Below are 21,213 nucleotides of genomic sequence, written 5' to 3'. Positions count from 1 at the left end.
GTAAGGCAAGCGACACAGCCCCGTACGGGAGGTGCTCATGCCCCTGACGTTCCGCAAGAGTTTCCGCATCCTGCCCGGAGTGCGACTGAACATCAACAGGCGTTCGTGGTCCATCACCACGGGCGGCAGGAACGGCCCGCGCCACACGCACAGCAGCACGGGACGCCGCACGACGTCGATGGATCTGCCCGGCCCCTTCGGCTGGCGCCGCACGCACACGGCCAGGCGCCGCTGACGACGACACCGGGACGACCGCGGCGGCGACCCTGACGGCTTGTCACCCGAACACCTCCCCCCGGGATGCGTAATCTCATATGTGAGATAGCCTCGGCTCATGGCAGACGACTACCTCGTACGCATCGGCAAGCTCATCCGTGATGCCCGGCAACACCGGGGCTGGACACAGTCGCAGCTCGCGGAGGCTCTCGGCACCAGCCAGAGCGCTGTCAACCGCATCGAGCGCGGCAACCAGAACATCAGTCTTGAGATGATCGCCCGCATCGGTGAGGCCCTGGACAGCGAGATCGTCTCTCTGGGCTACGCCGGTCCGATGCATCTGCGCGTGGTCGGCGGACGCCGCCTGTCGGGCGCCATCGACGTCAAGACGAGCAAGAACGCGTGCGTGGCACTGCTGTGCGCCTCGCTGCTCAACAAGGGGCGCACAGTACTGCGCCGGGTCGCGCGCATCGAGGAGGTCTACCGCCTCCTCGAGGTACTGAACTCGATCGGCGTCCGCACCCGCTGGATCAACGACGGCGTCGACCTCGAGATCATCCCCCCGGCCGCCCTCGACATGGACGCCATAGACGCCGAGGCGGCGGTCCGCACCCGCTCGATCATCATGTTCCTCGGCCCGCTGCTGCACCGCATGGACCGCTTCAAGCTGCCGTACGCGGGCGGCTGCGACCTCGGCACGCGCACCATCGAGCCGCACATGATCGCGCTGCGCCGGTTCGGCCTGGACATCGCGGCGACGGAGGGCCACTACCATGCGGCGGTCGACCGCTCGGTCACCCCCGGCCGCCCCATCGTCCTGACGGAACGCGGCGACACGGTGACGGAGAACGCCCTCCTCGCGGCCGCCCGCCACCACGGCACCACGGTCATCCGCAACGCCTCCTCCAACTACATGGTCCAGGACCTGTGCTTCTTCCTGGAGTCCCTCGGTGTACGGGTGGACGGCATCGGCACCACCACGCTCACCGTGCACGGAGTGCCGGACATCGACGTGGACGTCGACTACTCGCCCTCCGAGGACCCGGTCGAGGCGATGAGCCTGGTCGCGGCGGCGGTCGTCACCGAGTCGGAGCTGACGGTCCGCCGGGTGCCGATCGAGTTCCTGGAGATCGAGCTCGCGGTCCTGGAGGAGATGGGCCTCGACCACGACCGCTCACCGGAGTACTTCGCCGACAACGGCCGCACCCGCCTGGTGGACCTGACGGTCCGGCCCTCCAAGCTGGAGGCCCCGATCGACAAGATCCACCCGATGCCGTTCCCCGGCCTGAACATCGACAACGTGCCGTTCTTCGCGGCGATCGCGGCCGTGGCGCAGGGCAAGACCCTCATCCACGACTGGGTCTACGACAACCGGGCGATCTATCTGACCGACCTGAATCGTCTGGGCGGCCGGCTGCAGCTCCTGGACCCCCACCGGGTCCTGGTGGAAGGCCCGACGCGCTGGCGCGCCGCCGAGATGATGTGCCCGCCGGCGCTCCGTCCGGCTGTGGTGGTGCTGCTGGCGATGATGGCGGCGGAGGGCACGTCCGTGCTCCGCAACGTGTACGTCATCAACCGCGGGTACGAGGACCTGGCGGAGCGGCTGAACTCGATCGGGGCGCAGATCGAGATCTTCCGGGACATTTGAAGGCTCTAAGAAAGAACAGCGCCATCCCCACCTGACCGGACCCTATGAGGGCCGGGGCTTCCCTCCGGTCGCGTCCGGAGCACCCTTCTGAGGGGGAGCCGAGTCCGGGCCAGGAGGCCCGCGATGGAGGCTTACGTCGGGATCGATGTGCATCGCCGCCGGTCGCAGATCGCTGTGCTGGACGAGAGCGGCCGGACGGCGGTGAACCGGAATGTGCCCAACGGGCGCGAGACGGTGCTGGGCGTAATCGGCGATCTTCCGGTGGGTACGCCAGTGGCGTTCGATGCGGCGTTCGGCTGGGGCTGGCTGATCGAGCTGCTCCAGGACTACGGCTTCGAGCCGCACCTGGCCCACCTGCTGCGCACGGATCTGCTGCCCGAGGCGTGGATCGCCCCCGCAGCAATACGTGAGCAACGTGCCGTGCTGCGCCACCGGGCCCAGCTCGTGCGGCTACGGACTCCTGTTGCGCAACCGGATCCACGCGGTCCTCGCCGACTACGGCTGTGACCGGACAGGCCGTGCCGGCAACTGCTGGAGTGCCCCGGGCCGTGAATGGCTGGAGGCCCTGCCGCTGCCGGACAGCGCCCGGCAGGCGGTGGCCGACCGGCTGGAGGTCATAGACGCACTGCAGCTGGTCATCGACCGGCTCGACGCCGCGCTCGCCCAGGATCCGCGGGTCAAGGCCCTGACCGCGCTGCCCGGTATCGGCCCGCTCACCGCGCTGGTCGTCCTCACGGAGATCGGAGACATTCGCCGGTTCTCCTCGGCCCGCAAGCTCGCCTCCTGGGCCGGGCTCACCCCCACGGTGCGCGGCTCGGACCGCACCGTGCGCTACGGACACATCTCCAGGTACGGGCGGCGAGTTCCGGGTCGACGTACGAAGGGCCCTCCGTCGACTCGATGGAAACGAAGGAGAGGCCGTCCGTGTCGTAGGAAGCGGACTGGTACGAGCTGACATCGATGCCTCACGGCACGGGGGGATCCTCGAAGTGCCATGGGGCGAGGGGCTGGTTTCAAGAGTTCTATGCGGACTCGGAAAGCGGACGCTCCCGGAGGAGCATCGATGACGTTCGGGTGCTGTGGCCGCTTCCGGTCACTCCTCGGCTCCTGTGGATCCACCGGACACGGTGCACAGTGCTCCGGTCATGGACCGTCCGAATCAACCCGTGTGGGGAGTGTGAGTGATGACCGTGACCGTTTCGACGTCCGCAACACGGCAGAGTGTCGCCCGGGCTGTCGGCGTGACAAAGCTGCACGGCGAAGGCGAGGCGCAAGTGGCGGCGCTGCGTGGCGTGGATGTCGAGTTCACGGCTGGCGAGTTCACCGCCATCATGGGCCCGTCGGGCTCAGGGAAATCAACGCTCATGCACATACTGGCCGGCCTCGACACCGTGACGGCCGGTGAAGTGTTCATCGGGGACATCCGAGTGAGTGACATGTCCGACAAGCAACTCACCTTGCTCCGCCGAAGCCGGATCGGCTTCATCTTCCAGCAGTTCAACCTGCTGCCGTCGCTGACGGCTGAGGAGAACATTCTGTTGCCGCTGTCGATCGCGGGGCGCAAGCCGTCGAAGGACTGGTTCGACCGGGTGGTCGACACCGTGGGTCTGGCGCAGCGGCTGCACCACCTGCCCGCCCAGCTCTCCGGTGGTCAGCAGCAGCGGGTGGCGTGCGCCCGCGCGCTGGTCTCCCAGCCGGAGGTCATCTTCGCCGACGAGCCCACCGGCAATCTCGACTCCGTGTCCGGCGCCGAAGTCCTCGAGTTCCTGCGGGACTCCGTCCGCAGCCTCGGCCAGACCATTGTCATGGTCACGCACGACCCCCGCGCCGCCTCCTACGCCGACCGCGTCATCTTCCTGACCGACGGCCGGATCGTGGACGAGCTGCGGGATCCGACCGCCGACGCCGTCATCGACACCATGCGCTCGCTCGACAGCAGGGCACGGGTGGCGTGATGCTGAAGCTCACCCTCAAGAGCTTGCTGTCCCGCAAGCTCCGGCTGGTCCTGTCGGGCCTCGCGGTCGTGCTCGCGGTGATGTTCGTGTCCGGTTCGATGGTCATCAAGGACACCCTCAACCGGTCCATCGACGCCCAGTTCACCGGCGCCTACGAGGACATCGACCTGCACGTGGCGCTCAAGCCCAAGGTGAAGTCCACTGCCTCCGACGACATTACGGTGGTACCGCCGCTGGACCGGGCGACGGTCGACCGGGTGGCGAAACTCCCCGGTGTCGCCGGGACGAGCGGACTGGTACGGGCCGAGGGCGCCCGCGTCATCGGCAAGGACGGCAAGGTGGTGCCGGGGACCGGGGGACCCCGGTACGGCGAGAGCTGGCGCGGGGAGAGCGAGCTGATCTCGCTGCGGTCGGGCCATGAGCCGACATCGGACACCGAGGTGGCCGTCAACGCCGGTCTCGCCGAGAAGGCGGGGCTCGAGGTCGGCGACAAGGTCGGTGTGCTGACGAACGAGCCCCGGCGGACATTCGTCGTGGCCGGTGTCTTCGGTTTCTCCGGCGACCGTGACTCCATCAGCGGCGAGCAGACGGTGGCCTTCACCGAACCGGTCGCCCAGCGCCTGATGCTCGGCACGACCGGTGGTTACTCCGGGGTCAAGGTCACGCTTGCCGCCGATGCCTCGGCAGCCGCCGTACAGTCCGCACTCGCCAGGGAACTCGGCGCCCGGTACGACGTGCTGACGGGCAGCCAACTGGCCGAGCGGGAGTCCGACGAGGCGCGCGACATCCTGGACATGATGGGCATGGTGCTCCTGGGCTTCGCGGGCGTCGCGGTGTTCGTCGGCATCTTCCTGATCATCAACACGTTCTCGATCATCATCGCCCAACGGATGCGTGAACTCGCCCTGCTGCGGGCCCTGGGCGCCAGCCGCAAGCAGGTGATCGGCTCCGTGCTCCTGGAGTCGTTCGCAGTCGGCCTGGTCTCCTCGACGCTGGGCCTGGCCGCCGGCATCGGCATCGGGGCGCTCGGCGCCGACCTGCTGGCCTCGTCGACCGACGGCCTCGAGGTGGCCGGGCTGTCAGTGCCTACCAGCGCCGTGGTCGTCTCGTTCACGGTGGGCATCGTCGTGACGATGCTGGCCGCGCTCGTCCCCGCCCTGCGGGCCTCGAAGGTAGCCCCCATCGCGGTGATCCGCGCGGCCGCGACACCGCAGGACAGGCACCGCAAGCAGACCTGGGCCGGGACGGCCCTGCTCGGGATCGGTCTCGTGCTCCTGGCCCTCGGACTCTTCGGCTCCGGTGGCGCCGCTCCCCTCATCACCGGCATCCTCCTGGCCTTCGTCGGTATCTCCCTGCTCACCCCGCTGATCAGCAAGCCGTCGGTGGAGGTGCTCGGGGCGCTGTTCGCCCGTGCGACGCCCGGAGCACTCGGTCGCCGGAACTCGGCCCGCAATCCCCGCCGTACGGCCATCACCGCCTCGGCGATGATGATCGGGGTGGCCTTGGTCACGGCGATCAGCACTGTGGCCGCCTCCGCCGAGGACAGCGTCAACCGGGGCATCAACCGGGACCTGAAGGCCGACCTGGTGGCCATGGGAGACGCGGGTTCGGCGGCCTCCGCCACCATCGACCCGGCCGCGCTGAATCGGATCGCCGAGGCGCCAGGGGTGCAGAACGTCGCGGCCGCGACGCTGGACATGGCCACGGTCGGCAAGGAGAACCAGCCGGTCGCCGCCTGGCAGGACTGGTCGAAGGCTCGGGAGGTGCTGGGCCTCAAGAAGGCCGAGGGGAACCTCGACACCCTGGCTCCAGGCACCGTGGTCATGAACGAGAACACCGCCGAGAGACGGGGCCTGAAAACCGGTGACCGGGTCACCCTTCAGTTCCAGCGAGGTGACGCGCGCGCCTACCGGGTGGCCGGCGTCTTTCAGGACACCACGCTGTCCAGCGGCATCGTCGTGCCCTGGGCCGACGCCGAGGCCGACTTCCGGTCCAAGCAGCCTTCGCAGGCGTACTTCCAGCTGGCGGCCGGGGCGGACGAGTCCAAGGCCCGCGCGCAGATCGCCGCGTTGCTCAAGGACAGCCCCGAGGTCACCGTGCGGACCCGCGCCGACGTGATCGAGATGTTCGGCGGAGCGTTCGACACGGTGCTCACCGTCGTGCAGGGGCTCCTCGGTGTGGCGATGCTCATCGCGGTGCTGGGCATCGTGAACACCCTCGCCCTGTCGATTCTGGAGCGGACCAAGGAGATGGGCATGCTGCGGGCGATCGGCCTCACCCGTGGCCAGACCGTGCGCATGATCATGACCGAGTCGGTGGTGATCTCGCTCTTCGGCGCGGTCCTCGGCATCATGGTCGGCGGCTTGCTCGGTCTCGCGGCGGCCCGTGCCTTGGAGGACCAGGGAGTCAGCGCGCTCGCGCTGCCCTGGGGCCAGTTGCTCGCCTATCTGATCGGTGCGGGGGTCGTGGGAGTCATCGCTTCTCTCGCCCCCGCGCGGCGCGGTGCCCGCCTCAACGTCCTCACGGCCATCAGCCATGGCTGACTGAGTGGAGGGCGCCGGCCGGGCCGCCGGGAGGCCGTGCTGATCGTGCGTCTACTGTGCGACCTGGTCTGGTGATGACCGAAGGCGCCTTAGGGGGCACCCCCCGAGGGCGCCTTCGGCATGCGCGGCCGACGGTTCGGCCGCATGTGCAGCTTCCTGCACCTCCCATTGCCCTCATACCGCAAGTGAGCTGACATGGAGAGGAGCTCAGTGATTCCGTCGCTTCGGCACGGGAATCGCTCGAAATCGCTTGTGTTCACCGAGAGACAGGGGGAGTGATGCACGAGCGTGAATTCCGGGCTTTTGTCTCCGTGGCCGAGACCGGACGCATGGATCAGGCCGCAAAAGTACTCGGTTATTCGCAACCTGCCATCAGCTACCAGATCAAGTGCCTTGAGCAGATATTGGGCACCAAACTTTTCATCCGAGATTCCACCGGGGCGAGACTCACTCGGGAGGGCCGCATGATACTGCCGTCCGCCCGGGCCGTACTCGCCCTGATCGACAGCATCAAAGGCGTCTGTGCACCGGTGTGATCCGACCGGCTCCGGGACGGGCCTCGCCCCCCTGGAGCCGAGTCACTCCGGGATCGAGGCACTGGCTGATACTGGGCCCTGACCGGAACTCGTCGTAGGTCCGCTGCAGTGCCGACAGTGGCGGAAATGCAGCTTCCTGCCAGGCTCTTCCGATGAATCGGCTCCCTACGCAGTACTTTCCGAGCGTCCCGCCTCCACCCCGTGGGGGAGGCACGCAATACCTGCGTATGATTCTTCGGCAGCGCACCGCGGCCCATAATCGGTGAGGATCCTCCCCGCGACCGCAGAAGGAAGCGCCATGACCGCGACCGCCGCTCGTACCCCCATCCCCCTGTCACCACCCGTCCCGCGCTGGGCTGAGTGGTCGGCCAAAGCCGTACCGTGGTGCGTTCTGCCCTCGGGGCTGTGGCGGGTGGCCGTCGTCGTCGGCATGCTCTTCGGATGGCTGGAAGGCGAGGCGAGCATCGCCGAAGAGGCGTACATGCTCTTGCTGACCGTGGTTTCCGAGTTACTCGCGCTGCTCACCCTCGGCCTCGTCCGGCCATGGGGCGAGATTCTGCCGCAATGGATCCCACTCGTGGGCGGCCGGCCGGTACCGGTGGCCGCCGCGGTCGTTCCGGCCGCGCTGGGGGTGCTCGCCATCACCTCGCTCTTGGCCTACGTCCTGCTGAACAACTTCCTCTTCCACTACCACCCCGAGCCGGTGATCGGCTCGGACGGGCAGGATCCCGCGGGCGTGATGAGCACCGGGTGGGTCCTGGGCCTGTCCTACGGTCCGCTGCTCGCGTGGGCGCCGCTGCTCGGGGCGGTCACCTACTCCTACTACCGCCGCCGGACGGCCGCCGCGCGGGCCGCGGCCTGACGGACGGCCGAATCCGCGCCGCTCCAGCTCCGACTCGCCGTGCCCCACGGGAACTTGCCGTGGGGCACGGCGCTTTGGCGTCCGGCCGGCTTCCGCGTCGTCGTCCGCCGCGGCGGTGCGTGCGCGCCGACCAGCGGGCGCGACGCTGGTCGTGGCACCGGAAGGATCGGGGCGTCGGCCGACCCTGGACCGTGCCGTCGGGCCAAGAAATCTTCGATGACCTTCGGGTCGCGCCGTAGGCGGCCACCGGCACCGGCAGCGTGATCGAGGTGGTGATCCGGGTGCTCCGGAGCTCCACCCGCCCGTCCTCGCCGCGGTGTTCCGGACGTACGACAGGGGCGTCCGACCGGCGAAGGGCCGATGTCGGCTCGTTCCGGGCGACTCGATCGCCGTGGCGCCCGCCCAGGACCGGAACGTTCCGGCAAGACCCCCGGGGAGGCTCTGCGGGACGGTGACCGAAAGCTGCGCAACGCATTATTCGATTTTTCTCATTGGAAACTCTCGAACGCTGCGTCGAATCGGTCTCCGGAATCTCTTGTTGGCGTCGATCGGTGATGCTTAGGGTTGACCCGAATTCGGTGACAGTTCCGGGAAGGGGACAGCTTCGATGGCCAATCCATTCGAGGACGACAACGCCGAGTACTACGTGCTCGTGAACGACGAGGGTCAGCATTCGCTCTGGCCGGTTTTCGCCGAGGTTCCGGCGGGCTGGCGGACGGTGCACGGCGCAGCCGCCCGTCAGGAGTGCATCGACTACGTGAACGACCACTGGACCGATATGCGTCCGCGCAGTCTCGCCGACGCCATGGCTGTCCAGGACTCCTGAGAACCAGCAACTCCTGCGCCGGCCAGATGACGACCGAACCACCGAGGAGAAAAGAACCATGTCGACCATGACCAGCGACCGCCGCTCGGCCATCAAGGAAATCGTCTGCGACATCCTCGAACTCGAAGAGGACGAGGTGACGGAGACCAGCCTCTTCATCGACGACCACGGTGCCGACTCGCTGCGCGCCATCGAAATTCTGGCCTCCTTGGAGAAGGAATTCGGAATTACCATCGACCAGTCCGAGCTGGCTCAGATGATCAACCTGGAGGCGGTCTACAAGGTGGTCGCCGAGGCGCCCGTCCGCTGACCTGCGCCCAGTAGCTCCGTTGATCGCAGGGTCTGCATCCCAAGGTCTGAAGGGGAAACAGCATGTCCTCAGCACGCCCCGGCGCCGGAACCGGGAAACGCCGGGTGGTTCTCACCGGCTTCGGAGTGATCTCCAGTATCGGTATCGGGGCCGAGGAATTCACCGGCAGTCTGCGAGCGGGCCGTAGCGGCGTCAGCCCGATCTCGGTGTTCGACGTCGAGGGCTTCGCGCATGTCAACGGGTGCGAGGTCAAGGGGTTCGCCCCCGAGCAGTGGATCTCCCGCACCCCCGTGCAAGAGCTGGGACGCGCCAGCCGCTTCGCCGTCGCGGCGGCGCGGATGGCGGTGCGGGACGCTGGCCTGGATCCCGTGGAACTCGCCGGCCGACGGGGACTGATCTCCGTCGGCACCACGGACGGCGAGTCCTACGAGCTGGACCAGCTGGTGGCCGCCGAACTCGCCGACGGTCCGGAGAACATGGACCCCGAGGTCGTACGGCGAGTCTCGGCGGCCAGACTTTCCACGGCCATCGCGCAGGAACTGCAACTCACCGACGTCGAGGCCCCCACCATCGCGACGGCCTGTTCCGCGGGCAACTACGCGATCGGGTACGGCTTCGACGCGGTGAGCTCGGGCGAGGTGGAGTTCGCGTTGTGCGGCGGTGCCGACGCGATGTGCCGCAAGACCTTCACCGGCTTCTACCGCCTGGGCACCATCGCCCCCGAGCACTGCCAGCCCTTCGACGTCAACCGCAAGGGCATCCTCACCGGCGAGGGCGCCGGCGTGCTGGTCCTGGAGAGCCTGGACTCCGCCCTGGCCCGTGGTGCCACGATCTACGCCGAGGTGCTCGGCTACGGCCTCAACTGCGATGCCTACCACCAGGTCGCGCCCAACGGCGACAGCGTCGCGCAGTGCATGAGCATCGCCCTGGCCAACGCCGGGGTCAAGCCCGAGGAGGTCGACCTGATCTCCGCCCACGGCACCGGCACCAAGGCCAACGACATCACCGAGGCCGGCGCCATCCGCAAGGTGTTCGGCGCCGCTACCCCGCGCACCATCTCCCTGAAGTCGATGCTCGGCCACACCATGGGTGCCGCGAGCGCGCTCGGCGCGATCGCCTGCGGTCTCGCCATCACCCACGGCTTCATCCCGCCGACCATCAACCACACCGCCACGGACCCGGAGTGCGAGATCGACTGCGTGCCCAACCACGCTGTCGACGCCGACCTCAGAATCGTCCAGAACAACGGGCTCGCCTTCGGCGGCAACAACGCCATCGTGATCCTCGGCAAGTACGAGCGGGACGGTGGCGACCGATGACGTACCCGATCCTCGGCACCGGGGCGGTCGCCAGCATCGGCGCCGATGCCGACGCCATCTTCGACAGCCTGTGCGCCGGCCGCAGCGGACTCGCGCCGCTGCGCGCCTTCGACCCGTCCCGCTTCAACGCCCAGCAGCTCTTCGAGATCGACGACCGGCAGACCGAGGGCATCGACGAACCAGGCCGTGCTACCCGCTTCCTCGTCGAGGCGATCCGGCAGGCCGCCGAGGACGCCGGACTGCCCGAGGACCTCGCAGGCATCCCGGTGCTCGTCGGCACCGGCCTGCGCGAACTGCGCACCCTGGAGCTGTGGTGGCGCGACGGCGTTCCGCTCGACGCCGACGGACTGCACTTCGAGGACGCCCTGCGGCGCCACTTCGGCGCCGTCGACACCCACACCTTCGCGGGCGCCTGCTCGGCCTCCCTGTACGCCCTCGCGCTCGCCTGGGATCTGCTGGAACTCGGTGAGGCGGAGACGGTCGTCGTGGCCGGCTGCGACGTGGTCACGGAGAGCATGTTCGGCCAGGCCGACCGGGTGCAGTTCGATCCGCCGCCCTCGGTACGCCCCTTCGACGAGAACCGCCAGGGCACCATCCTCGGCGAGGGCGCGGCGGCCATCGTCCTGAGCCGGTCCGCACCCGCCGGCCGCCCGGTCCGCGGCCGGCTGCACTCGGTGGCCGTCAACTGCGACGCCCACCACCAGACCGCCCCCGACGCGGCCGGTGTCGAGGACGCCGTCCGCCAGGCACAGGCACAGGCCGAGGTCACGCCCGCGGACATCGACCTGGTGGTGCTCCACGGCACCGGCACCCCCCTCAACGACCGCACGGAGGCCGCCGTGACCGCGCGGGTCTTCGACAGCCCCGGGCCGGCCCTCACCGGTATCAAGTCACTGACCGGGCACACCTCCGGCTCGGCCGGGCTGCTCAGCCTGATCGTGGCCTTGCGCTCCCTGGAGCGAGGCCTGGTGCCACCCATCGCAGGCCTGGCCGACCCCCTGCCCGAGGCCGCGGAGCTGCGGCTGGTGGCCGGCGGGCCCCTGGCGGCACCACTGCGCCTGGCCCAGGTCAACAGCTTCGGCTTCGGCGGCGTCAACGCCGTCGCCATCGTGGGAGGTGCCGCATGACACCCGCCGTCACCGGTGTGGCCGTCACCGGCGTCGCCGTGGCCCTGCCCGGCGCGGCCGACGCACGCGCCCTGCTCCACCCCGCCCGCCCCGGAGCCGGCCCGGTCGACCCCGCCGCCCTGATCGGCAGGAAGGGACTGCGCTTCAAGGACCGGGCCACCCAGCTGGGCCTGCACCTCGCGTACGCGGCGCTCTCCGATGCCGGACTCCTCCAGAACGGCGAACTGACCGTTCGCAAGGACCGGTTGGGTGCGGTCGTCAGCTCCAACCTCGGCAACGTGGACACCGTGTGCCGGGCCGTGGAGACCATCTCCAAGGAGTCCACCAGCGCGCTCAGCCCGATGGACACCCCCAACGCCTCCAGCAACATCATCGCCTCGGAGACCGCGATCCGTTACGGACTGCGCGGGCCCAACCTGACGGTGTGCAACGGGCGCGCCTCCGGCCTGGACGCGATCCGCTGGGCGGCCCTGATGCTCCGTACCGGCCGCGCCGACCACATCCTGGTGACCGGGGTCGAACCGGACAACGAGGTGACCCGCCGGCTCGTCGACGGACCGATGGCCGACGGCGGCGCGGCCGTGGTCCTCAGCCGCCCCGCCGGCACCCGGGCCAGGGCACTGCTCGGCCCGGTGCTCCGCACCGCCCAACCCGCCGACACCGCCCACCAGCTGGTGCGGCAGGTGCCCGGCGGCGGGCTCTGGCTCAGCGCCGAGGACCATCCCGTGCCCAGGTCCGCCCTCCGGAACGCGCTCAACAGCTGGGGCGAGCTCTCCGGCGCCCTCGGCGTGGTGCAGTGCGCCGCCGCGGCCGGCTGGTTCGCCGAGGGGAACAAGAGCCCGGCGTACGCCCTGGCCGGTGCGGCCGGAGCGGTCCTGCTCGCCCCAGAGGGCACCCCATGACAAACGTGGTGCTGCTCCACGGGCTCGCCAACAACGAGGCGATCTGGGCGCCGCTCGCCGGACACTGGCGGGCCGGACTGGACGTCCACGCGCCCCGGCTGCCCTGGCACGGCGGCGGAATCGCCGACTGGCGCCACGAGACCGACTCGGCTTCCCGGCTCCAGGACGTGCTCGACGCCGTACCCGGCGGACCGGGCGTGGTGGTCGCCCACTCGTTCAGCTCGATTGTGCTCCTCGAACTGCTCAGCCGCCGGGCGGCCGCCGCCGACCCGCTGGACCTGCCGGCCGTCGTCCTGGTCAACCCCTTCTACCGGAGTGACGCGGAAACGTTCCACTGGAACATGATCGCTCCGACCCTGGACGACTTCCCGCGCACCATGGCCGAGTCCATCAGGTTGCGCACGTCCGGCCACACCATCGACGCGGAACTCCTCGCCGACATGGCCCGGCGGATGACCGAGTGGATCGGCCCCTACGGCTGGCTCCGGTTCTTCGACACCTATCTGCGCACCCCGCTGTTCCGGGTGGACCTGATCCAGACCCCCGCCCTGGTGATCGGCGGCGCGGCCGACCGGTCCGCGCCCGCCGAGGAGGCGCGTCACCTCGCCGCCCGGCTGCCGGTCGGCCGGTCGCTGACCGTGCCCGGTTGCGGTCACTTCCCGATGCTCGAACGGCCCGACCGGTTCACCGAGACCGTGCACGCCTTCCTCGATCAGATCCAGGATCCCGCCCGGCCCCTGGCAAGCAGTACCTGACCCGCCAGGCCGGATCCCGTCCGCCCCGATACGCCCCGACACGAAGGAGTCCGTGATGGGCCCGACGCCCCATCCCGCTGTCACGGCGCTGCTGGATACCCCGACGACGGGGCGGCTGCGCCCCCTCTTCGAAGGCAACAACATCAGCTTCGCCATCGGCTTCAAGCACATCAACTACGTTGCCGAGGCAGCGGTCCTGAACCACTTCAGGGAGGCAGGGCTGCCCGTCGGCGACCTCTACCGGCGCTACGGGCTCGGCTTCGACGTGGTCGACATCCACTCCCGGCTCGGCGCCCTGCTCGCCGTCGACGACGAGGTCGAGGCGGTCGTCACCCCCGCCACCAAGGACGGCGCCGACCGGCTCCGTTTCAAGGTCGACCTGTTCGTCGAGCGCGACAGCAAGCGCGTCAAGTGCGCGGGCTCCACCATCCTGGTGGCGCTGCGCGTTGACGACCACATCAAGGCCGAGGAGCCCTGGCCGGCCGGCCTGGACCGCTTCACCACCGCCCGCCTGGGCACTGGTGACCGCCTGGAGATCGCGGCCACCCCGCTGCCGTACGGCGAGTTCACCGCGGGCCGCGGCACCAGCGCCGACCCCGTTCTGTGCGAACTCATCGGCGAGACCAACGCGTTCGGCTGGCGCTGGCGGATGGGCTACTTCTACTGCCACTTCAACGAGCGCGTACAGATGTCCGGCTTCCTGCGGGTGATGGAGGAGGTGGAGGATCTCTTCCTCGCCGACCGGGGCCTGGCCATCAAGGAGGTCCTCGACACCCGCGGCTGGATCCCCGTGGTCACCCAGTCCCGTATCGAACTCCTCGACGAGACGATCATGGAGGAGGAGCTCTACACCGTCTACACGGTCGAGAACGTCTTCAAGACGCTGCTCTACACCACGCGCATGGACTGCTACGTGCTGCGCGACGGGCAGCTGGTGAAGACCGCCACCGGCACCATCACCCACGGCTACCTCCACGAGGTGGCGCCCAACCAGTGGGAGATGGCCGAGTTCGACGAGTCCACCGTCACCGCCCTCACCACCCCCCGCAAGGCGGCGTCATGAGCGCCCCGGTGACCGAACGGCCGGTGATCACCGGCTGGTCGGCGGTCTCCCCTCACGGCATCGGTGCCGAGGCCCTCGCCGAGGGCCTGCGCGCCCAGCGGCCCACGGGCGCGCCCATCGACACCGCACGCTGGAAGGTGCCCACGTCCCGGGCCCACCTGGTCCCCGGCTTCGAGACCCGCGAGGTGCTCGGCAAGAAGGGCACCCGCTCCATGGACCGGGTCACCGGCCTCGCCGTGGCCGCCGTCGGCTCCCTGCTCGACCAGCCCGGCTCGGTAGGCGAGTCGGAGACCGGGGAACGGGCGGCACTGGTGCTCGCCACCACCACCGGCAGCGCCGCCAGCATGATGGACTTCACCCGCAGCTCGTTCGAAGGCGCCCGGCCCTACGACGTGGACCCGGCCGTGATGCCCAACGCCGTGATGAACTGCGCGGCCGGCCAGTGCGCCATCTGGTACGGCATCAGGGGCCCCAACACCACGCTCGCCGGCGGCCGTGCGGCCGGACTGCTCGCCCTCAACTACGCCACCCGGCTGCTGTCCTCCGGCCGCGCGGACACCGTGCTCTGCGCCGCCGCCGAGGAGTACTCGGCCGCCCGCTACTGGCTGGAGCGGCACAGCCGGGGAGCCGAGGCCCCCGACGTCGCGCTGGGCGAGGGCGCGGCCGTGCTCCTGGTCCAGCCGGCCTCCTCCGCCACCCCCGAGCGCCCCGCGCTCGCCGATGTCCTCGCGGTACGCACCCGGGTGGCCACCGGCGACCAGGCCCGCCCGGCCATGGAGGCCTGCGTGCGCTCCGCCCTTGATGCCGCCGGGGTGAGCGGCGACGACGTGTGGGCCGCGAGCCCGTCGGACGCGCCGGGCCTCCTGGGCGACCTGGAGCGCGAGATCCTCGGCCAGGTCTGCGGGGCCGAGGCGCTGGAGCGGGTCCCGGCCGTCGGCCGGCTCGGTGACGTCTCCGCCGCCACCGGCTCGTTCCAGATCGCCATGATCCTCGCCACCGCCGCCCACACCCCCTCGTCCGCCGGGCGGATCGCGGTGGTCACCTCCGCCGACCGCGACGGCTCCCTCGCCTGCGCGGTGCTGAAGCTCCTGGAGGCCCGATGACCGGCGCCACGCGCGACCGCGTGAGTCCCGTCGCCGCCGAGGTACGGGTTCAGGCGCGCACGGACGAGGGCCTGACGGCCGCCGCCCGTGCCGACATCCGTGGAAGCGAGCCGGTGTTCGCCGGCCACTACCCCGACTTCCCGATCTTCCCCGGGGTCTGCGTGCTGGAGTGCGTACAGCGTGCGGCCACCGACGGGGACGCCGCTCCGGCCCCCTCCCAACTCGCCGCCGTGGAGTCGGCGCGCTTCGCTGGAGCCGTCTACCCCGGGGACACCCTCCACCTCACCCTCAAGTGGCGCCGCACCGAGGCCGGTCTGCGCTGCGACGCCGCCGTCTCCACCGACCGGGGCAAGGCCGCCACCATACGGCTGCGCTACGAGCCCGCGGCAGGTGCACGATGACCGCACCCGTACCGGCCCTGCCCAGGGTCACCGACCTGCTCCCGCACCGCTATCCGATGCTGCTCGTGGACCGGGTGACCGAACTCGTCCCCGGTGAGCGGATCCGCACGGTCAAGGCGGTCACCCTCAACGAGCCCTGGTACGCGGCCCTCTCACCCGCGGCCGCGCACGACTATCCGCAGTCCCTGCTCGTCGAGTCCTGGGGCCAGTCGGCCGGACTCCTCGCCTCGGCGGTCACCGAGGCCCCGACCGGGCAGGTCATGCTGTTCGGCTCAGTGGCCGACGCGGAGTTCCACCTGCCCGTACTCCCGGGCGACGTGATCGAGCACCGGGTCCGTGTCTCCCGCGCTCTCAGCGACTCGGTGATCTTCGAGGGGAGCAGCCATCGCGGCGACGAGACCGTGATGACCGTGACGCGGATGGTGATGGCCTTCCGCCCGGCGGACCAGCTCCGCCCCGCCGAACCGACCGCACCCCGACCGTCCGTACGTCCCGGAAGAGAGGCCATCCAATGACCGACACCAGGCCCGTGGCCCTGATCAGCGGGGGCTCCCGGGGCATCGGCCGGGCCGCCGTGCTGAAGCTGGCCGCCGACGGCTACGACGTCAGCTTCTGCTTCCACTCCCAGGCGGAAGCGGCCGAGGTCCTCGCCAAGGAGGCCGAGGCGCTCGGCGCGCGGGTGCTGCACCGCCGCGTGGACGTGAGCGACGGGGCCGCGGTGCGCGCCTGGGTCACCGAGACCGAGCAGGACCTCGGCCCCGTCGAGACCGCCGTCACCTCGGCCGGCATCACCCGCGACAAGGCCCTGGTGATGATGTCCGACGAGGAGTGGACGTCGGTCCTCGCCACCAACCTCGACGGCGTCTTCCACGTCTGCCGCGCGGTCGCCTTCTCCATGATGAAGCGCCGCCGCGGCAGCATCACCAACATCTCTTCGGTGGCCGGTGTCTACGGCAACGCCACCCAGACGAACTACGCCGCCTCCAAGGCCGGGATCATCGGTTTCTCCCGATCCCTCGCCAAGGAGGTCGGCCGCTACGGCATCCGCGTCAACACGGTGGCACCCGGCTTCATCGACACCGACATGGTGGCCGCCGTCGCCGAGCGCGTCCGCGAGGAGGCACTCGCGAACGTCGCGCTCGGCCGGATGGGCACCGCTGACGAGGTGGCGGAACTCGTCTCCTTCCTTGCCTCCGAGCGCGCCGGTTACATCACGGGTTCCGTGCTCCAGATAGACGGGGGGATCACCCTGTGACCACCGACCACCGCAGGAAGAAGCACGCAAGGTGGTACTTCTCGCTGCGCAGCCCCTACTCGTGGTTCGCCTACCGCGACCTTACCGAGAAGTACCCGGACGTCCTCGAGCAGATCGAGTGGATCCCCTACTGGGAGCCGGACGAGGAGTACACCCGGTTGCTCGCCGAGGCCGGCGTCACCCTGCCGGTGATGCCCATGCACCGCTCGAAGAACTTCTACATCCTGCGGGACGCACGCCGCTGGGCGTACGCCCGCGGCTGGCAGGTGACCTGGCCCGTCGACCGTGCCCCGCACTGGGAGGTCTCCCACCTCGCCTACCTCGCCGCCGAGGAGCAGGGGCTGGGGCCCGAGTTCGTCGACCTCGCCTACCGGGCGCGCTGGAGCCGGGGCCTGGACCTCGCAGAACGCGGGACCATCGCCGGCATCGCGAGCGAACTCGGCCTCGACCCGTCCATCGCCGACGCGGTCGACGATCCGGTCATCCGGAAGCGCGGGATGGAATGTCTGGTCGCGGCGTATCACGACGACGCCTTCGGCGTGCCTTTCTTCCTGCGCGGACGAGAGGCGTTCTGGGGTGCCGAGCGGGTCGGCGCGTTCGTGGCCGCCGTGCGCGGCGAGGCGTGGGACGGACTGAGTGACGCGCCCTTCCACGCGCCTCCGTTCACGGCGGCGCCGGACGACCGTCACACGGCCTGACAAGAAGGCGCGATGACGATCACCCGAGCACCCCGTCCGACCGTCCTGCGCCGGGCACCGTCGGGCTCGCGCCGGGGTTCGCCCCGCCGCGGCCCGCACGCCGGCCGTACGGTCCCCGAGTGGATACCGGAGTCGACCGGATGAGCGCCTACGACTGGTTGATGGAGCAACTCGAGCAGCACCAGGCGCGCTTCAGACTCATCGAGCATGCCGCGGAGGGCCACACGGAGTCCGCGAGCATCCTGCGGCGGCACGCCCTCGCCCAGGCCGCCAAGTGCCTGGTGGTGCGCGTCGCGACGGGCCGGCGCTCCAGGCGGTACGTCCTCGCGGTCGTGCCCGGGGATCGCAAGGTGGACCTGGACGTGCTCAGAACCATGTACGTCGGCCGGGAGGCCTCGTTCGCGGCGCGTGACGTGGCCGAGCAGCTCGCGGGCAGTGTCAGCGGTTCGGTGATGCCGTTCTCCCGGCACCCCGAGCTCGACCTGGTCGTCGACCCCGAGCTGCTCGTCCACGACGAGATCTTCTTCAACGCGGCCAGGCTCGACCGATCGGTGGCTCTTGCCACCGACGACTACCTGGTGATGGCCCGGCCGCGGGTGGAGCCCATCGCCCAACAGCCCGTTCTCAGCGGAAGACAGCACGGAGGATGACAGGATGAGCGTCGGCGCCCACCGCACCGTACCCCCAGCACTCGTCGATACCGACCGGTGGTTCCGTCGCTACCGGGTGACGGAACCTCCTCGTCGCAGACTGCTCGTTCTCCCGCACGCGGGTGGTTCGGCGAGCTTCTTCCACACCTGGGGCACCGCCTTCGACCGCGGTACGGAGGTGCTGGTCGCGCGCTACCCCGGACGGCACGATCGACTGACCGACCCGTGTATCGAAAACATGGAGGAACTCGCCGACCAGGTGACCGCGGCGCTTCTGCCGTTCCTCGACGTGCCGGTGACGTTCTTCGGACACAGCATGGGCGCGTCGCTCGCCTACGAGATGGCGCTGCGGTTGCGGGACCGGCACGGCGTGCGCCCCGCCGCGCTCCACGTGTCGAGCCGCAAGCCCCCGCACCGGCTGGCACCGCAGAGGGTGTACGAGAAGGGCGACGAGGCACTGATCGAGGAGGTCCGCCGGCTCGGCGGCACCGACGAGACGCTCCTGACCGATCCGGATCTCAGGGAGATCCTCCTGCCCGCGATCCGCGCCGACTTCACGATCGTCGGCACCTACGGCCCACGGCCCGCCGATCCGGTCGACTGCCCGGTGTACGCGTACGTCGGGAATGAGGACTCGGGCGTCTCGGTGACGGACATGTCGGACTGGTCCGACGTCACCTCCCAAGCGTTCCACCTGGATGTCCTGCCCGGCGGCCACTTCTACCTGGTCGACCGGCACGACAGCCTGGTCCGGATGGTCTCGCGCCGCCTGGCGGCCGACGACTGAACGGCGGTGATCGGCGCGCGGGACCGGTTCAGGCGGTCCCGCGCAGCGCCGTGTAGAGGACCCGCAGGGCGAGGATCGCGCTCACCGCGAGCATGTGGTAGCCGATCAGCGGATACAGCTCCAGCTGCTGCGACACCCGGGGGCCCTTGCCCGTGCCGAACACCATCAACATCACGCCCATCAGGCCGGTGCAGGTGGCCAGCAGGGTGACCGTCATCTGGTGGATCAGGCCGGAGACGAACCGCCGCTCCCGTTCGTCCGCGAGCACTCTGACCCGTACGCCCAGCCTGCCCTCCTCCAGTGACGCGCTGATGCGCTCGGCCCGCCGCGGCAGCCTGCGCAGCATCGGCAGGACCGACAGCACCTCCTGAGCCACCCTGTGCAGCAGGGACGAGACGGTCGGCGGAGCGAAGCCCCCTGCGGCCCGTCCCCCGCGCCCTTGCAGCAATCGGTGCGTCAGCCGGTCGGCACGCACCCCGATGGCGTACCCCCGTGCCTCCTCGACGAGGTTGAATCCCGGAGCGAGCTGGGTGAGGGTGCCCTCGATGGTGGCCAGGGCCCGGAACACCGCCGCCACCTCGGGCGGCACCGCGAGCCCGAACTGGGCGAACATCCGGAAGAGCGCGGTGAACATCTCCGAGTCCGCCTGAGCGGCCACCCCCAGATGCCGCGCCATGAACCGGCCCAGTTCCCTCTCCAGTAACAGGGGATCGGGCATCAGCTCCTCGTGCGTGGTGGCCCGGGTGCCGAGGAGGCTCAGCAGTGCGTCGTGCAGTCCGGCCGGATCACCGCGGTCCACCGCCACCAGCAGTTCCTGGATGGCCACCTGCACCGACGGGTCGATGCGGCCGACTGAACCGAAATCGATCAGCCCGATCCGCCCGTCCTCCAGGAGGAGCATGTTGCCGGGGTGGGGATCGGCGTGGAAGACCCCCACCCGCAGGATCTGGTGGAGCATCGAGCCGAAGGCGGTGCGGGCCAGTTCCTCCCGATCGAGACCGGCCCGGTCGGCCGTCGCCCCGGCCCGGTCGAGGGTGACCCCGTCGAGCCACTCCTGCACCAGGACACGTGCCGAGGTGAACTTGTAGTACACCTGCGGGATCCGGACCGGCGCGTCCTGCTCCAGCCCGTCGGTGGCCTTCGCCACGGCATCCGAATTGCGCGCCTCGATACGAAAGTCGAGTTCCTCCCGTACGGACTCCACGAAGCCGTCGCCCAGTTCGCGTAGCCCGAGGGCACCCGCGGAGCGCAGCCTGCTCTGCAGGCTGCGGCTGACGGCGAGCACGATGCCCAGGTCCCGCTCGACCCCTTCGCGGATGCCGGGGCGCTGCACCTTCACGGCGACCGTGGGGCCGCCCTTCAGGCGGGCCCGGTGCACCTGGGCGATGGAGGCGGCGGCCAGCGGCACGTGCTCGATCCACTCGAAGACCTCGGGCACCGGCTTGCCCAGTTCCTTGTGGAGCACTGCCTCCACCTCCGGCCAGGGTGCCGGCAGAGCGTCGCTCTGCAACCGGCTCAGTTCCTCGATGAAGTGCGGCGGCAGCAGATCGCGCCGGGTGGAGAGCACCTGGCCGAGCTTGACGAACACGCCGCCGCACTCCTCCAGGGCCAGCCGCGTGGACCTCGCGCACTGCTCGCCGTATGCCCCGGGTCGCATCGCGCGCTGCCAGCCGCCCCGTCCCCGGAGCACCCGGCCCAAGCCGTGCCGTACGAAGATTCGGCTGATCTGGGAGTAGCGGCGAGCCCGGCGCAACCGGTCGCCCAGACCTCGCGCCGCCTGCAGCGGCCTGGCCCAGCTGCCGGAGGGCAGAAAGACCTCCAGGAGCACCAGGGCGGTCATCGCGACGAACAGCGCGAGGGGGATCTGCATCGTGGAGAGCGCCCCGAGGTCCTTGTCGCTGTCGTTCATCACCTGCCCGTACACGGCCACGGCTGCCACCCCCGCCAGTCCCGCGCCGAGAGTCCGCAGGGGGCCCACCCTGATGCCCAGGAGGCGCCGAGAGGCCGCCGAGACGCCGAAGGCGATGGGGCCGAGCACGATCACGGCCGTCAGGGCGATGAGAAGAGCGAGCGGTACGTCATCGATGACGGTGGTGGCTGATGTCATGAAACCGCTCCCTCGGTAGGTCGCTGGCCACCTTAGGCGGAACTCGGCGGAGGTCAGCGGGATGTGGCAGCTTCATGCAATGCCCCCCGTGGCCGCGTCGGATGTGCACAGCGGTCCGCGTGGGGCCGACGGGGCTGAGGCGGCGTATCC

General features: G+C 69.9%; 22 protein-coding genes and 2 pseudogenes. 22 read left to right on the top strand and 2 right to left on the bottom strand.

Features of this window, described 5'->3' with window-relative positions:
• The first annotated feature begins 37 nt into the window (after positions 1 to 37).
• From IE242_RS25750 to IE242_RS38930, 4 genes and pseudogenes are all read left to right on the top strand, one after another.
• Positions 38 to 235 carry a DUF4236 domain-containing protein gene (locus IE242_RS25750; RefSeq protein ID WP_189863234.1) on the top strand — a complete coding sequence of 66 codons (198 nt, stop codon included), beginning with the start codon at positions 38 to 40 and terminating at the stop codon, positions 233 to 235.
• Positions 236 to 334: 99 nt separating this feature from the next.
• Positions 335 to 1,864: a helix-turn-helix domain-containing protein gene (locus IE242_RS25745; RefSeq protein ID WP_189863232.1), complete on the top strand. Its 1,530-nt coding sequence runs from the start codon at positions 335 to 337 to the stop codon at positions 1,862 to 1,864.
• Positions 1,865 to 1,987: 123 nt separating this feature from the next.
• Complete coding sequence (locus tag IE242_RS25740; protein ID WP_189863230.1) at positions 1,988 to 2,371, top strand: hypothetical protein; 384 nt, start codon at positions 1,988 to 1,990, stop codon at positions 2,369 to 2,371.
• A pseudogene (locus tag IE242_RS38930) lies at positions 2,271 to 2,666 on the top strand (transposase); the annotation flags it as partial. The gene IE242_RS25740 and the pseudogene IE242_RS38930, both read left to right, overlap by 101 nt.
• A gap of 40 nt (positions 2,667 to 2,706) precedes the next feature.
• Here the strand turns inward: IE242_RS38930 and IE242_RS37980 are convergent.
• Positions 2,707 to 2,826, bottom strand: a pseudogene (locus IE242_RS37980) (muramidase); the annotation flags it as partial.
• Between the two features lie 222 nt (positions 2,827 to 3,048).
• Here IE242_RS37980 and IE242_RS25730 point away from each other — a divergent pair.
• The 18 genes from IE242_RS25730 to IE242_RS25645 all read left to right on the top strand — a co-directional run bounded on the left by IE242_RS25730 (position 3,049) and on the right by IE242_RS25645 (position 18,956).
• Entirely contained in the window at positions 3,049 to 3,819 is a 771-nt protein-coding gene (locus IE242_RS25730; protein ID WP_189863226.1) for an ABC transporter ATP-binding protein, read from the top strand.
• Positions 3,819 to 6,362: an ABC transporter permease gene (locus IE242_RS25725; protein WP_189863224.1), complete on the top strand. Its 2,544-nt coding sequence runs from the start codon at positions 3,819 to 3,821 to the stop codon at positions 6,360 to 6,362. Before IE242_RS25730 ends, IE242_RS25725 begins: the two co-directional genes overlap by 1 nt.
• 278 nt (positions 6,363 to 6,640) lie before the next feature.
• Positions 6,641 to 6,898: a LysR family transcriptional regulator gene (locus tag IE242_RS25720; protein ID WP_189863222.1), complete on the top strand. Its 258-nt coding sequence runs from the start codon at positions 6,641 to 6,643 to the stop codon at positions 6,896 to 6,898.
• 298 nt (positions 6,899 to 7,196) lie between these two features.
• Complete coding sequence (locus tag IE242_RS25715) at positions 7,197 to 7,760, top strand: hypothetical protein (protein ID WP_189863221.1); 564 nt, start codon at positions 7,197 to 7,199, stop codon at positions 7,758 to 7,760.
• A 607-nt stretch (positions 7,761 to 8,367) separates the two neighbouring features.
• Positions 8,368 to 8,586 carry an MbtH family protein gene (locus IE242_RS25710; RefSeq protein WP_189863219.1) on the top strand — a complete coding sequence of 73 codons (219 nt, stop codon included), beginning with the start codon at positions 8,368 to 8,370 and terminating at the stop codon, positions 8,584 to 8,586.
• A 58-nt stretch (positions 8,587 to 8,644) separates the two neighbouring features.
• Positions 8,645 to 8,896, top strand: coding sequence for an acyl carrier protein (locus IE242_RS25705; RefSeq protein WP_189863217.1), 252 nt, complete (start codon positions 8,645 to 8,647; stop codon positions 8,894 to 8,896).
• A gap of 62 nt (positions 8,897 to 8,958) precedes the next feature.
• Positions 8,959 to 10,215, top strand: coding sequence for a beta-ketoacyl-[acyl-carrier-protein] synthase family protein (locus tag IE242_RS25700; RefSeq protein ID WP_189863215.1), 1,257 nt, complete (start codon positions 8,959 to 8,961; stop codon positions 10,213 to 10,215).
• Positions 10,212 to 11,342, top strand: coding sequence for a beta-ketoacyl-[acyl-carrier-protein] synthase family protein (locus IE242_RS25695; RefSeq protein ID WP_189863214.1), 1,131 nt, complete (start codon positions 10,212 to 10,214; stop codon positions 11,340 to 11,342). Before IE242_RS25700 ends, IE242_RS25695 begins: the two co-directional genes overlap by 4 nt.
• Positions 11,339 to 12,244, top strand: a complete 906-nt coding sequence (locus tag IE242_RS25690) for a beta-ketoacyl synthase N-terminal-like domain-containing protein (RefSeq protein ID WP_189863212.1) — start codon at positions 11,339 to 11,341, stop codon at positions 12,242 to 12,244. The genes IE242_RS25695 and IE242_RS25690 overlap by 4 nt, the downstream gene beginning before the upstream one ends.
• Positions 12,241 to 12,999 carry an alpha/beta fold hydrolase gene (locus tag IE242_RS25685; protein ID WP_189863210.1) on the top strand — a complete coding sequence of 253 codons (759 nt, stop codon included), beginning with the start codon at positions 12,241 to 12,243 and terminating at the stop codon, positions 12,997 to 12,999. The genes IE242_RS25690 and IE242_RS25685 overlap by 4 nt, the downstream gene beginning before the upstream one ends.
• Before the next feature lie 55 nt (positions 13,000 to 13,054).
• Positions 13,055 to 14,062, top strand: a complete 1,008-nt coding sequence (locus IE242_RS25680) for a hotdog family protein (protein WP_189863208.1) — start codon at positions 13,055 to 13,057, stop codon at positions 14,060 to 14,062.
• Positions 14,059 to 15,165, top strand: a complete 1,107-nt coding sequence (locus tag IE242_RS25675) for a beta-ketoacyl synthase N-terminal-like domain-containing protein (protein ID WP_189863207.1) — start codon at positions 14,059 to 14,061, stop codon at positions 15,163 to 15,165. The genes IE242_RS25680 and IE242_RS25675 overlap by 4 nt, the downstream gene beginning before the upstream one ends.
• On the top strand, positions 15,162 to 15,566 hold the full coding sequence (locus IE242_RS25670) for a 3-hydroxyacyl-ACP dehydratase FabZ family protein (RefSeq protein WP_189863205.1): 405 nt from the start codon (positions 15,162 to 15,164) through the stop codon (positions 15,564 to 15,566). The genes IE242_RS25675 and IE242_RS25670 overlap by 4 nt, the downstream gene beginning before the upstream one ends.
• Complete coding sequence (locus IE242_RS25665) at positions 15,563 to 16,081, top strand: 3-hydroxyacyl-ACP dehydratase FabZ family protein (RefSeq protein WP_189863203.1); 519 nt, start codon at positions 15,563 to 15,565, stop codon at positions 16,079 to 16,081. Before IE242_RS25670 ends, IE242_RS25665 begins: the two co-directional genes overlap by 4 nt.
• Complete coding sequence (gene fabG / locus IE242_RS25660) at positions 16,078 to 16,821, top strand: 3-oxoacyl-[acyl-carrier-protein] reductase (RefSeq protein WP_189863201.1); 744 nt, start codon at positions 16,078 to 16,080, stop codon at positions 16,819 to 16,821. The genes IE242_RS25665 and fabG overlap by 4 nt, the downstream gene beginning before the upstream one ends.
• Positions 16,818 to 17,519: a 2-hydroxychromene-2-carboxylate isomerase gene (locus IE242_RS25655; protein ID WP_189863199.1), complete on the top strand. Its 702-nt coding sequence runs from the start codon at positions 16,818 to 16,820 to the stop codon at positions 17,517 to 17,519. The genes fabG and IE242_RS25655 overlap by 4 nt, the downstream gene beginning before the upstream one ends.
• 140 nt (positions 17,520 to 17,659) lie before the next feature.
• On the top strand, positions 17,660 to 18,169 hold the full coding sequence (locus tag IE242_RS25650; RefSeq protein WP_189863482.1) for a YbaK/EbsC family protein: 510 nt from the start codon (positions 17,660 to 17,662) through the stop codon (positions 18,167 to 18,169).
• A gap of 4 nt (positions 18,170 to 18,173) precedes the next feature.
• Entirely contained in the window at positions 18,174 to 18,956 is a 783-nt protein-coding gene (locus IE242_RS25645) for a thioesterase II family protein (protein ID WP_189863190.1), read from the top strand.
• A 28-nt stretch (positions 18,957 to 18,984) separates the two neighbouring features.
• Here IE242_RS25645 and IE242_RS25640 read toward each other — a convergent pair whose 3' ends face one another.
• Positions 18,985 to 21,063, bottom strand: coding sequence for an ABC1 kinase family protein (locus IE242_RS25640; protein ID WP_189863188.1), 2,079 nt, complete (start codon positions 21,061 to 21,063; stop codon positions 18,985 to 18,987).
• Between the last annotated feature and the right edge of the window lie 150 nt (positions 21,064 to 21,213).

It is taken from the genome of Streptomyces poonensis (genome assembly GCF_014650915.1).
GTDB classification, from domain to species: domain Bacteria; phylum Actinomycetota; class Actinomycetes; order Streptomycetales; family Streptomycetaceae; genus Streptomyces; species Streptomyces poonensis.
The sequence above is the reverse complement of the archived record's forward strand: the minus strand, read 5'-3'. Positions and strand labels throughout refer to the sequence as shown.

Coding starts and splice junctions, on each gene's coding strand:
- IE242_RS25750 (WP_189863234.1), top strand. CDS start 38: ATGCCCCTGACGTTCCGCAAGAGTTTCCGCATCCTGCCCGGAGTGCGA.
- IE242_RS25745 (WP_189863232.1), top strand. CDS start 335: ATGGCAGACGACTACCTCGTACGCATCGGCAAGCTCATCCGTGATGCC.
- IE242_RS25740 (WP_189863230.1), top strand. CDS start 1,988: ATGGAGGCTTACGTCGGGATCGATGTGCATCGCCGCCGGTCGCAGATC.
- IE242_RS25730 (WP_189863226.1), top strand. CDS start 3,049: ATGACCGTGACCGTTTCGACGTCCGCAACACGGCAGAGTGTCGCCCGG.
- IE242_RS25725 (WP_189863224.1), top strand. CDS start 3,819: ATGCTGAAGCTCACCCTCAAGAGCTTGCTGTCCCGCAAGCTCCGGCTG.
- IE242_RS25720 (WP_189863222.1), top strand. CDS start 6,641: ATGCACGAGCGTGAATTCCGGGCTTTTGTCTCCGTGGCCGAGACCGGA.
- IE242_RS25715 (WP_189863221.1), top strand. CDS start 7,197: ATGACCGCGACCGCCGCTCGTACCCCCATCCCCCTGTCACCACCCGTC.
- IE242_RS25710 (WP_189863219.1), top strand. CDS start 8,368: ATGGCCAATCCATTCGAGGACGACAACGCCGAGTACTACGTGCTCGTG.
- IE242_RS25705 (WP_189863217.1), top strand. CDS start 8,645: ATGTCGACCATGACCAGCGACCGCCGCTCGGCCATCAAGGAAATCGTC.
- IE242_RS25700 (WP_189863215.1), top strand. CDS start 8,959: ATGTCCTCAGCACGCCCCGGCGCCGGAACCGGGAAACGCCGGGTGGTT.
- IE242_RS25695 (WP_189863214.1), top strand. CDS start 10,212: ATGACGTACCCGATCCTCGGCACCGGGGCGGTCGCCAGCATCGGCGCC.
- IE242_RS25690 (WP_189863212.1), top strand. CDS start 11,339: ATGACACCCGCCGTCACCGGTGTGGCCGTCACCGGCGTCGCCGTGGCC.
- IE242_RS25685 (WP_189863210.1), top strand. CDS start 12,241: ATGACAAACGTGGTGCTGCTCCACGGGCTCGCCAACAACGAGGCGATC.
- IE242_RS25680 (WP_189863208.1), top strand. CDS start 13,055: ATGGGCCCGACGCCCCATCCCGCTGTCACGGCGCTGCTGGATACCCCG.
- IE242_RS25675 (WP_189863207.1), top strand. CDS start 14,059: ATGAGCGCCCCGGTGACCGAACGGCCGGTGATCACCGGCTGGTCGGCG.
- IE242_RS25670 (WP_189863205.1), top strand. CDS start 15,162: ATGACCGGCGCCACGCGCGACCGCGTGAGTCCCGTCGCCGCCGAGGTA.
- IE242_RS25665 (WP_189863203.1), top strand. CDS start 15,563: ATGACCGCACCCGTACCGGCCCTGCCCAGGGTCACCGACCTGCTCCCG.
- fabG (WP_189863201.1), top strand. CDS start 16,078: ATGACCGACACCAGGCCCGTGGCCCTGATCAGCGGGGGCTCCCGGGGC.
- IE242_RS25650 (WP_189863482.1), top strand. CDS start 17,660: ATGAGCGCCTACGACTGGTTGATGGAGCAACTCGAGCAGCACCAGGCG.
- IE242_RS25645 (WP_189863190.1), top strand. CDS start 18,174: ATGAGCGTCGGCGCCCACCGCACCGTACCCCCAGCACTCGTCGATACC.
- IE242_RS25640 (WP_189863188.1), bottom strand. CDS start 21,063: ATGACATCAGCCACCACCGTCATCGATGACGTACCGCTCGCTCTTCTC.